We start from the raw sequence: 12,964 nt of genomic DNA, 5'->3' as shown, positions 1-12,964 counted from the left end.
TCCTACCGCTCGCCGCCCGGTACCCACAGGACGTCGCCGACCTCCTTGTTGGCCACGCGGGCCAGGATGAACAGGAGGTCGGAGAGGCGGTTCAGGTAGGTGGCGGTCAGCGGGTTCATCACCTCGCCGTGCACCTCCAGCGCCGCCCACGTCGAGCGCTCGGCGCGCCGGACCACCGTGCAGGCCTGGTGGAGCAGGGCCGCTCCGGGGGTGCCGCCGGGCAGGATGAAGCTGCGCAGCTTCTCCACCTGCTCCAGGAAGAGGTCGCAGTCCGCCTCCAGCTTGTCGATGTAGAACTGCTCCACCCGCAGCGGCGGGTACTCCGGCTTCTCGACCACCGGCGTGCACAGGTCGGCGCCGACGTCGAACAGGTCGTTCTGCACGCGGACCAGGACCTTCACGACCTCCGCCGGCAGCCCGCCGAGCGCGATGGCCGTCCCGATGGCCGCGTTGGCCTCGTTGGCGTCGGCGTACGCGGAGATCCGCAGGTCGGTCTTGGCCGTGCGGCTCATGTCGCCGAGGGCGGTCGTGCCCGAGTCGCCGGTACGGGTGTAGATGCGCGTGAGGTTCACCATGCGGCCAGCGTAGACGGAGCGCCCCCGGCCGCGGCGAGCCGGAGGACGGGTGAACTGGAGGGCTGGGCAGGGGTGCTGGGCCGTACCGGTGTGATGTCCGTCATCTGAGACGTGACGCGTGTTACTTCGCGGTCACACCGCACCGCCCGGGCGCTAGTCTCCGCCGGAGTGGCTACGAGACCGTGCCGTATTTGAGACTGGTCATTTGAAGAACGTGGGGTGTGCAGTGGCTGGGAAGCTCGCCGTCATCGGTGCCGGACTGATGGGTTCCGGGATCGCTCAGGTCTCCGCTCAGGCGGGTTGGGACGTCGTGCTGCGCGATGTCACCGACGCCGCGCTGACCCGTGGCACGGACGGGATCAAGGCCTCGTACGACAAGTTCGTCTCCAAGGGCAAACTGACGGCCGAGGACGCCGAGGCGGCGCTCGCGCGCATCACGACGACCACCGACCTCGACGCGGTGGGCGACGTGGACATCGTCGTGGAGGCCGCCTTCGAGAAGATCGAGATCAAGCACGAGATCTTCCGGGCCCTCGACAAGGTCGTCCGCGAGGACACGATCCTCGCCTCCAACACCTCCGCCATCCCGATCACCAAGATCGCGGCCGTGACGGAGCGTCCGGAGCGGGTCGTCGGCGCGCACTTCTTCTCGCCCGTCCCGATGATGCAGCTGTGCGAGCTCGTGCGCGGCTACAAGACGAGCGACGAAACCCTCGCCACCACGCGGGCGTTCGCCGAGTCCGTCGGCAAGACCTGCATCGTCGTCAACCGCGACGTCGCCGGTTTCGTGACGACCCGTCTGATCTCCGCGCTGGTCGTCGAGGCCGCCAAGCTGTACGAATCGGGCGTGGCGTCCGCCGAGGACATCGACATCGCGTGCAAGCTGGGGTTCGGCCACGCGATGGGGCCGCTGGCCACCGCCGACCTCACGGGCGTCGACATCCTGCTGCACGCCACCAGCAACATCTACACCGAGACGCAGGACGAGAAGTTCGCGCCGCCGGAGCTCATGCGCCGGATGGTGGACGCGGGCGACATCGGCCGCAAGAGCGGCCAGGGCTTCTACAAGCACTGAGGCCGGGCCAGCCACTGAGCACCACCGTTCGAATATCTCGTTCACCCCTCAGGGTGAATTAGGTATCGGTTCGCTCACGGTCGGCAACTTCCCTGCCCGTCGGGCAGTCAGTTGAAGTGAGAGTTGCCGACCACGGACCAGTCGGACCATACGTACGCAGTACTGCCGGGAGTACACATGCACATCAGGGGCGACCACGCCGAACTCGCTGTCGGGGGCCGCCTCGACGTGCGCAGCGCGGCGGACGCCCGTACGGCCCTCCACACCGCGCTCGACGACGGCCACGGCGACCTCGTGCTCGACCTCACCGGGCTCGACTCCTGGGACGCGACCGGCCTCGGAGTGATCATGGGAGCGCACCGGAGGGCCGGCCGGACCGGCCGGCGCCTCGTCCTGCGCGGGGTGCCGCCCCAGATGCAGCGGCTGCTCGTCGCGACGCGCCTGCACCGGATCCTCGCCATCGAGGGCGGCCTGGAGGCGGAGTCCCTGCCCCGCGTCTGAACGGCAGGCCTCTGACCTTTGCATTTCCTGCGGAAACGTAACGGTCCGGTGGTGATCGCCCCCCTGCGGTTTCCCGCACCACCGGCCACGGTCTAGGGTTCGGGCGGAAACCGGACCAGGAGCGACCGCGGGTGCGCCGAGGCCGGGCGGTACGACGGCGAGGCGCGCGGCCCGCGATCGGGGGACTGGGTCATGGACCGTACACAGGGGCAGACCGAACAGGACGGGCAGTCCGCAGGCGGCTCCGCGCCGCCCGTGCCCGGATCCGGGCAGGCTCCGGCCGCGTCCGCCACGACCCCCGCGCCCACGGCTCACGGACCCGCACGGGTCGTCACCCTGACCGCGGGCGATTTCACCCTCACCGTCAACCCGGTCGACGGCAGTGAGATCGAGCCGCTCCGCCCCGGCACCGAGCGCGGCCGCCCCGCCAAGCGCGACGCGGCGGCCCGTACGGCCCGGGAGACCGCGGCACGGGTGCCCGCCCTGCCGGGCCCCGGCGGCCTCATACGCCCCCTGCTCGGCCGCGACGAGGAGCAGGAGCGCCTCGTCCGACTGCTGGCCCGGGGCCGGTCCGTACGGCTGACAGGGCCCGCCGGATCCGGCCGCAGCGTGCTGCTCGACGCGGTCGCCGCCCGGTGCGCGGGCCTCGCGCCCGACGGCGTCGTACGGCTCTCCGGGTGCGGGCACCAGCAGCCCTCGGAACTCCTGCAGACGCTCTACGCGAGCGTGTACGAGGCCCCGGGGGAGCGGCCCGAGCGGGACGAGCTCCTCGCCCGCGTGCGGGACATCGGCGCCATCGTCCTCCTCGACGACCTGGAGATGGGCGGCGCCGCCCTCGACGAACTGCTGCGCGCCACCCCCGAATGCGCCTACCTGCTCGCCACGACCCCCGACACCCGCTCACCCTCCGACGACTCGCACATCGAGGAGGTCTTCCTCACCGGGCTGGACAAGGCCGCCTGCGTGGAACTGCTCGAAGCGGGCGTCGGACGGCCGCTGACGGACGAGGAGACCGCCTGGGCGGGGGACCTGTGGTTCGCCTCCGAGGGGCTGACGCTGCGCTTCGTACAGGCCGCCGCGCTGCTGCGGCAGCGGGACGAGCTCAACCACACGGCCGAGGACGACGACGAGGAGGAGCCCGGCGTCTTCGACGAGCGCCCGCGCGACGCCGCGCAGGTGCCGATGCCGACGCTGGCCGAGGGCGCCGCCCCGGCCGAGCTGCTGGCCTCGCGGGTCAGCGAGTCGGCGCGGGCGGCCCTGCGGATCGCCTGCGCGCTCGGCGGGGAGCTGCCGCACCACGCGCACCTGCCGGCCCTGGTGGGGGACACCCACGCCGACACGGCGGTGGCGGAGCTGCTGGCCTGCGGGCTGCTGACGCCCGTCGGGACGCGCTACCGGCTCGCCGCGGGCGTCGCACGGCAGCTGGAGGAGGCCGCGTACGGGGACACCGCCGCGGAGGAGGCCCGTACGGCCGCCCGGCACTACGCCTGGTGGACCGGACACGCCTCGGTGACCCCGGAGCGGGTCGCGGCCGAGGCGGACGCGGTGCTCGCGGCGCTGTCCGGCGCCGACGTGGTGGCCGCGGTGCTGCTGGCGCGGACGGCGGCTCCGGCCTTCGCGGGCTCGCTGCACTGGGAGGCGTGGGAGCGGGTGCTGCGCTCCGGAGCGGAGGCCGCGCGCAAGGCGGGAGAGGTCGCCGAGCAGGCGTACTTCCACCACGAGCTCGGCGTGCTGGCCCTGTGCGAGGGGCGCCTGGACCGGGCGCGGGCCGAGCTGGAGACCTCGATCGGGCTGCGCGGGGCGCTGGCCGACAAGCGGGGCACGGTGGCCGGGCGGCGCGCGCTGGCGCTGGTCGTGGACCGGGAGACGCAGGTGGCGGCGTCGCCGCCGCTGCGGCTGGAGGCGCCGGCCGCCCTGGCGGCGGCTTCGGAGGCGCTGACGGTGGCGACCCCCGCGACCCCGGCCACCCCGGCCGGCCCGGTGGCCTCGTCCGCCCCGACCGCGCCGCTCGCCAAGGCCGCCCCGACCGCGCCGCTCGCCAAGGCCGCGCCGACCGCGAACCGGCCGGCCCCGTCGTCCCGCGTCGCCCCCGCGGTCCCGGTGGGCCCGGTCTCCGCCGAGGCGGTGACGCGGATGACCCCGGTGGTGCCGGTGGGCCGGAGCTCGGAGCCGCCCACGACGCTGTCGGAGGTGTTCGAGGACGCCTTCCCGCTGTCGCCCAAGCCGGTGGCGCCCGCCGCCCCGAAGCCCGCGCCCGCGCCGGCCCGGCGGCCGGACCGGCGCCGGCTGGTGCTGCTCGCCGGGGCGGGAGCCCTGACGGTGGTGGCGCTGGGCACGGTCGTCGCCCTGGCGCTGGGCTCCTCGGAGGACACGCCGCCGGCGCAGGGCCCGGCGGTCTCCGCGACCCCGTCGGCCCTGATCCCGCCGACCGTGCCGGGCACCAGCGGGAACGATCCTGCACCGGAGCCGCCGGCGGCCTCGGCCCCCGCGTCGGAGGCCGCACAGCCCGGGCAGAGCGCCGCCGCCCCCACGCCGGGCCGCACGCCGGGCCGGACCCCGTCCCGCCGCCCGTCCGCGACGCCGCCGAACTCCCCGCCGCCGTCGTCCGTTTCGCCCCCGCCGACCACCGCGGGACCGTCCCCGACGCCGACCGAGACCGCCGTGCCCTCGCCGACGGCGACCCAGGTGGTCACGGCCACCGCCGCCTCGCCCACCGCGGGCCCGTGAACGCCGACGGCTCCGTCCCCATGGGGGGGCGGAGCCGTTGCGTCAGTGGGCGGTCGGGTCGGTCGTCGCCCGGACAGCCGGACAGCCGGACAGTCGGGCGGGGCCGGGGATCAGAACAGGCGGAGCTTGTCGTCCTCGATGCCGCGCAGCGCGTTGTAGTCCAGGACCACGCAGTCCATTCCGCGGTCCGTCGCCAGCACCTTGGCCTGCGGCTTGATCTCCTGGGCGGCGAAGATGCCCCGGACCGGCGCCAGGTGCGGGTCGCGGTTGAGGAGCTCCAGGTAGCGGGTCAGCTGCTCGACGCCGTCGATCTCGCCGCGCCGCTTGATCTCCACGGCCACCGTCGCGCCGGAGGCGTCCCGGCACAGGATGTCCACCGGACCGATCGCCGTCATGTACTCGCGCCGGATCAGGGTGTAGCCCTCGCCCAGCGTTTCGATGCGGTCCGCGAGGAGTTCCTGGAGGTGTGCCTCGACGCCGTCCTTGATGAGTCCCGGGTCGGTGCCGAGCTCGTGGGAGGAGTCGTGCAGGACTTCCTCCATGGTGATGATGAGCTTCTCGCCCGCCTTGTTGATGACCGTCCACACCCCGGCGTCATCACCGCTCCCCTCCTTGAGGGTGCACGGGGGCGACATCCAGTTGAGCGGTTTGTACGCCCTGTCGTCCGCGTGGATCGAGACACTGCCGTCGGCCTTCACGAGGATCAGACGGGGTGCCGAGGGCAGATGGGCGGTGAGCCGGCCCGCGTAGTCGACGGAGCAGCGGGCAATGACGAGACGCATGGTCGGCAACGCTACTCGACGAGAAGGCCTCCACGCGATTCGCCCCTGAAAGCCCCCTTCGCGGATGGCGCGTTGTATGCGCATTCTCCTGGTGCGCCACCCATGGGGCGCCTACCGTGGTGAGCGGGAGGTGGCGGAGCGTGCACTCTGCGTCGCGACCTCCTTCCCTGCCCGTAAGACTCCGGCAACCCAATCAGCCGGGGTCGCGAGAGGAGAACCCATGTCGCTCGACGTCTCACCGGCCCTACTCGAACAGGCCGAGCGAGGCGAGGTCGACGAAGCCGCTTTCGTCGACTGCGTCCGGACCTCCCTGCCCTACGCATGGGAGATGATCAGCTCGTTGGTGGCCCAGCTGAAGGTGGACGGCGGACAGTTCGCCGACAACCAGACGCCGCCGCCCGACGAGCAGGCGCGGGGGCAGCTGCTGCGTGCCCTCGCGAGTGACGCGATACGGGGTGCCCTGCAGCGGCACTTCGGAGTGCGCCTGGCATTCCAGAACTGTCACCGGGTTGCGGTGTTCCCGCTGGACCCCTCGGTGGACGACCGGCTGGCCAAGTTCACTTCGATCCGCGGTCAGCTGCTCAACCAGTCGCCCGAACTGCGGGACTGCTAAGCAGGTCCGGTCGATCTCAGCCGAGGCGGGGCAGGACCTCGACGCCGAGTCGTCGTACGTTCTCCTCCGTCGCGGCGAGATCGCCGGAACCCTCCGTGAGGAGGGCGAAGCGCGTGATCCCCGTCCGTGCGGACGTGGCCGCCAGCCGGTCCGCCGCCACCTCCGGGGTACCCACCGGGTGCAGGTCGCACAGCAGTTCCGTGTACGCGACCGGATCCCGCATCGCGCGCACGCGTCCGTCCACGGTCACGTGCGCGTCCAGACCCTGCTTGAGCCATCCCGGCATCGCCTTGAGCAGGGTCTCGCGGGCGTCCGCCGTGCGGTCCGCGAGCTGGCACACCCCGGCGGAGACGTGTCCCGCGCCGGCCACGTGCTCCCGCGAGTGGCCCGCCGCCAGCGCCGTGCCGCGCCACAGCGCGACCATCTCCGCCTTGGTCTCGTCCCCGCAGTGCATGCCGAGGAGCATCGGCAGCCCGCGCTGCGCGGCCAGTCGCACGGAGGCGGGAGAGGTGCACGCCACGATGACCTCCGGCCCCGAGCCGTCCCCGTCCAGGGCCTCCGACGGGCGCGGTACGACGGCCACCTCGCGGAAGCCGTACCGCTCGCCGGCGGCGCCCACCCGCGCCTGCGTCAGCCAGCGCCGCAGCAGGTCCAGCGCCTCCGGGAATCCGTTCTCGTACGAGTCCAGGCCGCCCCCGAACACCTCCAGGTCGACCCACGGCCCGCCGCGGCCGACCCCCAGGGTGAACCGGCCGCCCGAGGTCACGTGGAGCAGCGCCGCCTGCTCGCCGAGGGCCACCGGGTGCGTGCTCGGCAGCACGCTCACCGCCGTGCCCACCCGCAGCCGCCGGGTCCGGCCCAGCAGCAGGGCCGCCAGGGTCACCGCCGAGGGGCAGACCCCGTACGGGACGAAGTGGTGCTCGGCGAGCCAGACCGAGTCGAGCCCGGCCTCCTCGGCCACCTCGGCGGTCCGCACCGCCCGGTGCAGTGCCTCTCCCTGTCCCTGGCCCGGGAACTGGGCCGCCAGTACAAACGCTCCTACGCGCATCGCCTTTAGCCTCCTCGCGGCTGACGCGGCCTCCCCCAGGTGGACCGGTTCTTCCTATGGCAACAACGTCTGACACGTGCCAAAGGCACGGGCTGACAGGAAAGTTATTGGGATTGTCGGGCCATTCCTCTTCGGACCGCGGCCTTCCTCAGCCACCCTGCGGGTACCCGGCCTCGCTGCGCGTAGTCTGGGAGAAAGTCACTGCCGTCCGCCCTTCCGTGAGGTATACGTGTCACCGCGCAACAACCGCCCCAGGGGCGGCGAGACCCCGGACGAACGCCCCAGCACCGGCCTCGACCGCTACGGGCTGGAGCGCACCGAGGAGTACCAGGGCGAGGACTGGAAGGTCCGGCACGTCGCCGGCGCGAGCGCGGCGGGCAAGCGCTACCGCTGCCCCGGCTGCGACCAGGAGATCCCCTCCGGCACCCCGCACCTGGTGGCCTGGCCGGAGTACGGCGGCGTGGACGACCGGCGGCACTGGCACAAGGCCTGCTGGAACGCGAAGGACCGCCGCACCTCGAAGGTGCAGCGGTCCCGCAACGCGCCGAGGTACTAGAACCCCGGTACCGGAACCCCCTGGGCGTCCTAGACGTCCCGGCGGCCGACCGACAGGTACGAGGCGGTCACCGCCGCGCCCGTCACCAGCACGATGAGCAGCACGTGCGAGAAGATGCTGGGCGCCGCGCCCAGGTCGCCGCCCTCCTTCATGCCGAAGAGCTGGCTCAGCGCCACCGGCACGTTGCGCTGGAGGACGGCCCGCCCGAGGGGCGCCACGGCCTCCCAGGTGCTGAGCATGGCCCCTATGACCGGCGGCAGCGTGATCATGCCGAGCATGACGGCGATCGCCCCGGCCGAGTGCCGCACCAGCGCGCCGATGGCGAGCGCGAGCACGCCGAGCAGGGTGACGTAGAGGCAGCCGAGCAGCGCGCCCAGCCACTCGTGGGCCGCGTGCGAGCCGGCCGTGGCACCGTCGTGGACGAGCGAGGCGGCGATCCCGACCACGAAGACGGACAGCACGGTGGTGACGAAGGCCGTGGTGCTGAAGACGAGGTACTTCGCGGTGAGGACCCGGTAGCGGTCCGGGGCGGCGGTGAACGTGGTCCGCGCCAGCCCGGTGCCGTGCTCCGAGGTGATGGTCAGCACGCCGAGGACCATCACCGCGATCTGCCCCACGAGCAGACCGAAGAGGGCGGGTGTGGTGAAGGTGATCCCCGAGTAGTCCTCGTCCCCGGTCTGCGAGACGAAGAGCAGCCCGATGCCGACGACGGTGAGCACGAGCGAGCCCAGCGTCCACATGGTGGAGCGGATGGAGACCAGCTTGGTCCACTCCGAGGCCACCGCGTGCCCCAGGTGCGGCCGCGGCGTGGGGAGGGGAGAGCTGTAGCTCCGGGACCGCTCCGGCGTCGTGGTCGTCGGGGTCATCGTGAGTCCTCGGGGGATTTCTTGGCGGTGCTCGTGAGCTCGCCGGGATTGCTGGGCATGAGGAAGGGCTGCCCGCCCGCTCCGGGCGGGGGCGGCGCGAAGAAGCCCGTCTGCGGGACCTCCGGTGCCGCCGGTTCCTCCTCCCACGCCGGGAGGGTCAGCGGTTCGGGCTCCCAGAGCTCGGCCCGCGGGTCCTCGGTGGAGGTGTACTCGACGGCGGACTGGGTCATCCGCATGTACGCCTCCTCCAGCGAGGCGTGGTGCGGCGACAGCTCCCACAGCCGTACGCCGGCCCCGTGCGCGAGGTCAGAGATGCGGGGCAGCTCCAGACCGGTGACGCGCAGTGCTCCGTCGGGCTCCTGGAGCACCCGGCCGCCGGCCTTGGTGAGGGCCGTACCCAGCGTCTCCCGGCCATCGCGATCAGTGTCGGCCGCGCGCACCCGAGCGAATCCGGCCGAGTTGTGCGCGATGAACTCCTGGGTGCCCATATCGGCCAGCAGCCGCCCCCGCCCGATGACGATCAGGTGGTCGGCGGTCAGCGCCATCTCGCTCATCAGGTGCGAGGAGACGAAGACGGTGCGGCCCTCGGCGGCGAGCCGGCGCATGAGGTTGCGGACCCAGAGGATGCCCTCGGGGTCGAGCCCGTTGACCGGCTCGTCGAACAGCAGCACCTGCGGGTCGCCGAGCAGGGCGGTGGCGATGCCGAGCCGCTGGCCCATGCCGAGGGAGAAGCCCTTCGTGCGCTGCCGGGCGGCCTCCTGGAGCCCGACCACGGCCAGCACCTCGTCCACCCGCCTCTCCGGGATCCCGGAGAGCTGGGCGATGGACAGCAGGTGCGTACGGGCCCGCCGGCCGCCGTGCACGGCCTTGGCGTCGAGCAGGGCCCCGACGTGCCGCTGGGCGTTCGGGAGCTCCCGGAAGGGCTGGCCGTTGATCGTGACATGACCGGAGGTGGGCCGGTCCAGACCCACGATCATCCGCATGGTGGTGGACTTCCCGGAGCCGTTGGGCCCCAGGAATCCAGTGACGTGACCCGGCTTGACCTGGAAGGACAACTGGTCGACGGCGGTCTTGGCGCCGTAGCGCTTGGTCAGGCCGACTGCCTCGATCATCTTGCTGCCCCTTACCAGGCCGGGACGACTTTCGCCCGCGTAAGGGTTAAGAGGATAACGAGCTTCCTCTGGTTCCGTCCCGGGCCGGATCCCTGAGCTGCCCCTGAGAGCGACCCGGGGATCTCCCGTAGTACGTCGGCAGGAGGTCAGGCATCCCTCTTGCGGAGGACGGCGTAGCCCCCGAGTACCGCGGCCAGCGTCCAGAGGACCATGATCCCGAAGCCGCCCCAGGGTCCGTACGGGGTCTCGGGGGACCCGAAGGCGTTGGGTACGACCTGCATGATCCGCGCCCCGGCGTTGCTCGGCAGGTACTGGCCGACCGTACGGGTCGCCTCGAAACCGTTGAGGAGGTTCGAGACGATCAGGAAGAACGGGACCAGGATGCTGATGGCGGCGACCGAGCTGCGCAGCATGGTCGCCACGCCCATGCAGAACAGGGCGAGCAGTGCCAGGTACAGGGCGGCGCCGATCAGGGCGCGCAGCACGTTCTCCTCGCCGAGGCCGATGCCGAGGTCACCGAGGAGCGCCTGGGTGAGGAAGAACGACACGAAGCTGGTCAGCAGCCCCACGGCCAGGGCCAGCGTCGTCGCCACCGCCATCTTGCCGAGCAGGAAGTGCCCGCGGCGCGGTACGGCGGCCAGGGAGGTGCGGATCATGCCCGTGCTGTACTCGGTGCTCACGACCATCACACCGAAGACGATCATCGCCAGCTGACCGAACTGCATCGAGGCGAAGCTCATCGCGGTGGCGTCGAAGGTGGCCTGCTGGGCCGCGTCCAGATTGTTCTTGTCGAACGTGGCGCTGAACAGCGCGGCGAACCCGACGGTGACGAGGAAGACGAGAGCGAGGGTCCAGCTCGTGGAGGCGACCGTGCGGATCTTGGTCCACTCGGACTTGAGGACGGCGCTGTAGGCCATGGTCACTCGCCACCCTTGCGCGTCGCCTCGTAGCCGGCGCCCCACGCGGGGACGTCGGCCGGCCGGGCGGGGTTGTCGGCGGCCATGCCCGGCGGGAGCGGGGCGCCGGGTGCGCCCGGTGCGTGGGCGTGGTATTCGACGGAGTCGGCCGTCATGCGCATGAACGCTTCTTCCAGTGAGGCCCTTTGCGGGCTGAGCTCGTGCAGCACGATCTGGTGCCGGGCGGCGAGCTCGCCGAGCTGTTCCGCGCTCGCTCCGTCGATCTCCAGCGTGCCGGTGGCGGGGACGCTGACGGCGTTGATCCCGGCGTCGTGCAGGACGTCCTTGAGGCGTTCCTGCTGCGGGGAGCGCAGCCGGACGTAACTGCGGGAGTTCTGCTGAATGAAATCAGCCATCGGAAGATCGGCCAGAAGCTTCCCTTGACCGATGACGACCAAATGGTCTGCGGTCAGCGCCATTTCACTCATCAGATGGGAGGACACGAAGATCGTCCGTCCCTCTGCCGCCAGGCCCTTCATCAGATTGCGGATCCAGAGAATTCCCTCCGGGTCCAGACCATTGACGGGTTCGTCGAACATCAGGATTTCCGGATCACCCAGCAGTGCGGAGGCGATTCCCAGTCGCTGGCCCATGCCCAGCGAAAATCCTTTGGACTTCTTCTTCGCCACGGCCGTCAGTCCGACCAGGTCCAGCACCTCGTCGACCCGCCTCTGCGGGATCTCGTTCGACTGGGCCAGACAGAGAAGGTTGTTGTACGCGCTGCGGCCGCCGTGCATGGCCTTCGCGTCGAGCAGCGCCCCGATGTGCTTCAGAGGTTCCGGCAGTTCGCGGTAGTGCTTCCCGTCGATCCGGACCGTCCCGCTGGTCGGATTGTCGAGGTCGAGCATCATGCGCATGGTCGTGGACTTCCCTGCCCCGTTGGGGCCGAGGAAGCCGGTCACCACCCCCGGTCGGACCTGGAAGCTGAGGTTGTCCACGGCGGTCTTCGCGCCGAATCGTTTGGTAAGTCCCTCTAGCTCGATCATGCGGCCACGCTAGAACGCCCGAGGGCCCTACGCCACCTCGAAAAGGTGACACAGGGCCCTCGGTCGGGCCAAGCACGTGCGACGGGTTTCGACCCGCCGGTCGCTCAGCGGCTCTGCTGCGCCGGGACGCCGCGGCTGACCGGCTCGTCGTCCACGATCGGGTTGGCCGCGGCGACGGCCGCACCGGTGAGCGTCGCCAGCATCTCGCGGACGTTGGTGAGCTGCGCGTTGATCGAGTCGCGGCGGTTGGTGAGCGCCGCCAGCTCGCGCTCGGACTCGCTGCGGATACGGTCCGCCTTGGCGTTGGCGTCGGCCACGATGTCCTCGGCCTGGCGCTGCGCGGTCTCCACGGTCTGCCGGGCGCGGCGCTCCGCGTCCGTACGCAGCTTCTCGGCCTCCAGGCGCAGCTGCTCCGCGCGGTGCTCGATCTCGGCGAGGCGCTTCTCGGCCTTCGCCTGACGCGAGGCCAGGTCGCGCTCGGACTGCTCACGGCGCTTGGCCAGGTTGGTCTCGAAGTCCGCGGCGGCCTGGGCGGCCTTGGCACGGGTCTCCTCGAACAGCGCGTCGGCCTCCTCGCGCTTGGAGGCCGCGTCCTTCTGGGCCTCCGCGCGCAGGGTCGACGCGTCGCCCTTCGCCTTCTCGACGATGCGGACGCCCTCGTCCTCCGCCTTCGACTTGCGGTCGGCGGCGAACGACTCGGCGTCGTTGCGCACCTGCTGGGCGGCCGACTCGGCGAGCTCGCGGTGCTGCTCGGCCGCGCGACGGGCCTCCTCGCGCAGGTCCTTCGCCTCCTCCTCGGCCAGCCGCAGGATCTTCTCGACCCGGGCGCCGAGACCGGCGTACGACGGCTCGGCGTCGTTCACCTGGGCCTGGGCGTTCTGCGTCTCGAGGTGCAACTCCTCGATCCGCTTTTCCAGAGAGTTGATACGTCCAAGGGCGCTGTCGCGGTCGGAGACCAGCTTGGTAATGCGGTCGTCCACCTGACCACGGTCGTAACCACGCCGCACGAGCTCGAAGCCGAAGGGGGAGGAAGTGTCGCTCATGGGGTTCCTGTCGAATGAGACCGATGAGGTGCTACGTGAGGTGTTAAGGGGAATCCTAGGCGCCCGAGCGGCGTGTCATCGAGTCAATCCGCGTTTGATCTGGACAATGACACCCCTTTTGAGT

General features: G+C 71.5%; 13 protein-coding genes. 5 read left to right on the top strand and 8 right to left on the bottom strand.

Annotation, left to right across the window (positions count from 1 at the left end; all coding sequences use genetic code 11):
- Positions 1–2 precede the first annotated feature (2 nt).
- Positions 3–575 carry a cob(I)yrinic acid a,c-diamide adenosyltransferase gene (locus tag AB0D29_RS15740; protein ID WP_030708165.1) on the bottom strand — a complete coding sequence of 191 codons (573 nt, stop codon included), beginning with the start codon at positions 573–575 and terminating at the stop codon, positions 3–5.
- Positions 576–801: 226 nt separating this feature from the next.
- Here AB0D29_RS15740 and AB0D29_RS15735 point away from each other — a divergent pair, with 226 nt between their 5' ends.
- The 3 genes from AB0D29_RS15735 (at position 802) to AB0D29_RS15725 (ending at position 4,878) form a co-directional block, all read left to right on the top strand.
- Positions 802–1,650 carry a 3-hydroxyacyl-CoA dehydrogenase family protein gene (locus AB0D29_RS15735; protein WP_362854586.1) on the top strand — a complete coding sequence of 283 codons (849 nt, stop codon included), beginning with the start codon at positions 802–804 and terminating at the stop codon, positions 1,648–1,650.
- Positions 1,651–1,827: 177 nt separating this feature from the next.
- Complete coding sequence (locus AB0D29_RS15730; RefSeq protein ID WP_030153791.1) at positions 1,828–2,151, top strand: STAS domain-containing protein; 324 nt, start codon at positions 1,828–1,830, stop codon at positions 2,149–2,151.
- A 192-nt stretch (positions 2,152–2,343) separates the two neighbouring features.
- Positions 2,344–4,878 carry an ATP-binding protein gene (locus tag AB0D29_RS15725; protein ID WP_362854585.1) on the top strand — a complete coding sequence of 845 codons (2,535 nt, stop codon included), beginning with the start codon at positions 2,344–2,346 and terminating at the stop codon, positions 4,876–4,878.
- 110 nt (positions 4,879–4,988) lie between these two features.
- Here the strand turns inward: AB0D29_RS15725 and nucS are convergent, their stop codons facing one another.
- On the bottom strand, positions 4,989–5,660 hold the full coding sequence (nucS, locus tag AB0D29_RS15720) for an endonuclease NucS (RefSeq protein WP_361754922.1): 672 nt from the start codon (positions 5,658–5,660) through the stop codon (positions 4,989–4,991).
- A 220-nt stretch (positions 5,661–5,880) separates the two neighbouring features.
- Here nucS and AB0D29_RS15715 point away from each other — a divergent pair, with 220 nt between their 5' ends.
- A complete protein-coding gene (locus tag AB0D29_RS15715) occupies positions 5,881–6,273 on the top strand; it encodes an SCO5389 family protein (protein WP_030660337.1) in 393 nt (130 codons plus the stop codon).
- Positions 6,274–6,289: 16 nt separating this feature from the next.
- Here AB0D29_RS15715 and AB0D29_RS15710 read toward each other — a convergent pair whose 3' ends face one another.
- Positions 6,290–7,321, bottom strand: coding sequence for an LLM class flavin-dependent oxidoreductase (locus AB0D29_RS15710; RefSeq protein ID WP_362854584.1), 1,032 nt, complete (start codon positions 7,319–7,321; stop codon positions 6,290–6,292).
- A gap of 229 nt (positions 7,322–7,550) precedes the next feature.
- Between AB0D29_RS15710 and AB0D29_RS15705 the strand changes: the two genes are divergently transcribed.
- Positions 7,551–7,877: a hypothetical protein gene (locus AB0D29_RS15705; protein ID WP_030009607.1), complete on the top strand. Its 327-nt coding sequence runs from the start codon at positions 7,551–7,553 to the stop codon at positions 7,875–7,877.
- A gap of 29 nt (positions 7,878–7,906) precedes the next feature.
- On the opposite strand, the gene AB0D29_RS15700 is transcribed toward AB0D29_RS15705, so the two are convergent.
- The 5 genes from AB0D29_RS15700 to AB0D29_RS15680 all read right to left on the bottom strand — a co-directional run bounded on the left by AB0D29_RS15700 (position 7,907) and on the right by AB0D29_RS15680 (position 12,840).
- Complete coding sequence (locus AB0D29_RS15700) at positions 7,907–8,743, bottom strand: ABC transporter permease (protein ID WP_362854582.1); 837 nt, start codon at positions 8,741–8,743, stop codon at positions 7,907–7,909.
- A complete protein-coding gene (locus tag AB0D29_RS15695) occupies positions 8,740–9,855 on the bottom strand; it encodes an ABC transporter ATP-binding protein (protein WP_362854581.1) in 1,116 nt (371 codons plus the stop codon). Before AB0D29_RS15695 ends, AB0D29_RS15700 begins: the two co-directional genes overlap by 4 nt.
- A gap of 146 nt (positions 9,856–10,001) precedes the next feature.
- The gene (locus tag AB0D29_RS15690; RefSeq protein WP_362854579.1) at positions 10,002–10,772 is read right to left on the bottom strand and encodes an ABC transporter permease; all 771 of its coding nucleotides are present in this window, start codon (positions 10,770–10,772) and stop codon (positions 10,002–10,004) included.
- 2 nt (positions 10,773–10,774) lie between these two features.
- The gene (locus AB0D29_RS15685; protein WP_362854578.1) at positions 10,775–11,797 is read right to left on the bottom strand and encodes an ABC transporter ATP-binding protein; all 1,023 of its coding nucleotides are present in this window, start codon (positions 11,795–11,797) and stop codon (positions 10,775–10,777) included.
- A 104-nt stretch (positions 11,798–11,901) separates the two neighbouring features.
- Positions 11,902–12,840 (bottom strand): cellulose-binding protein, encoded by a 939-nt coding sequence (locus tag AB0D29_RS15680; protein ID WP_030708181.1) that lies wholly within the window; start codon positions 12,838–12,840, stop codon positions 11,902–11,904.
- Positions 12,841–12,964 lie beyond the last annotated feature (124 nt).

Origin of the sequence: Streptomyces sp. NPDC048424 (genome assembly GCF_040651555.1) — a bacterium.
GTDB lineage: Bacteria > Actinomycetota > Actinomycetes > Streptomycetales > Streptomycetaceae > Streptomyces.
The sequence above is the reverse complement of the archived record's forward strand: the minus strand, read 5'-3'. Positions and strand labels throughout refer to the sequence as shown.

Excerpts from the sequence above, each read along its gene's own strand:
- AB0D29_RS15740 (WP_030708165.1), bottom strand. The coding sequence starts at position 575 with ATGGTGAACCTCACGCGCATCTACACCCGTACCGGCGACTCGGGCACG.
- AB0D29_RS15730 (WP_030153791.1), top strand. The coding sequence starts at position 1,828 with ATGCACATCAGGGGCGACCACGCCGAACTCGCTGTCGGGGGCCGCCTC.
- AB0D29_RS15725 (WP_362854585.1), top strand. The coding sequence starts at position 2,344 with ATGGACCGTACACAGGGGCAGACCGAACAGGACGGGCAGTCCGCAGGC.
- nucS (WP_361754922.1), bottom strand. The coding sequence starts at position 5,660 with ATGCGTCTCGTCATTGCCCGCTGCTCCGTCGACTACGCGGGCCGGCTC.
- AB0D29_RS15715 (WP_030660337.1), top strand. The coding sequence starts at position 5,881 with ATGTCGCTCGACGTCTCACCGGCCCTACTCGAACAGGCCGAGCGAGGC.
- AB0D29_RS15710 (WP_362854584.1), bottom strand. The coding sequence starts at position 7,321 with ATGCGCGTAGGAGCGTTTGTACTGGCGGCCCAGTTCCCGGGCCAGGGA.
- AB0D29_RS15700 (WP_362854582.1), bottom strand. The coding sequence starts at position 8,743 with ATGACCCCGACGACCACGACGCCGGAGCGGTCCCGGAGCTACAGCTCT.
- AB0D29_RS15695 (WP_362854581.1), bottom strand. The coding sequence starts at position 9,855 with ATGATCGAGGCAGTCGGCCTGACCAAGCGCTACGGCGCCAAGACCGCC.
- AB0D29_RS15690 (WP_362854579.1), bottom strand. The coding sequence starts at position 10,772 with ATGGCCTACAGCGCCGTCCTCAAGTCCGAGTGGACCAAGATCCGCACG.
- AB0D29_RS15685 (WP_362854578.1), bottom strand. The coding sequence starts at position 11,797 with ATGATCGAGCTAGAGGGACTTACCAAACGATTCGGCGCGAAGACCGCC.
- AB0D29_RS15680 (WP_030708181.1), bottom strand. The coding sequence starts at position 12,840 with ATGAGCGACACTTCCTCCCCCTTCGGCTTCGAGCTCGTGCGGCGTGGT.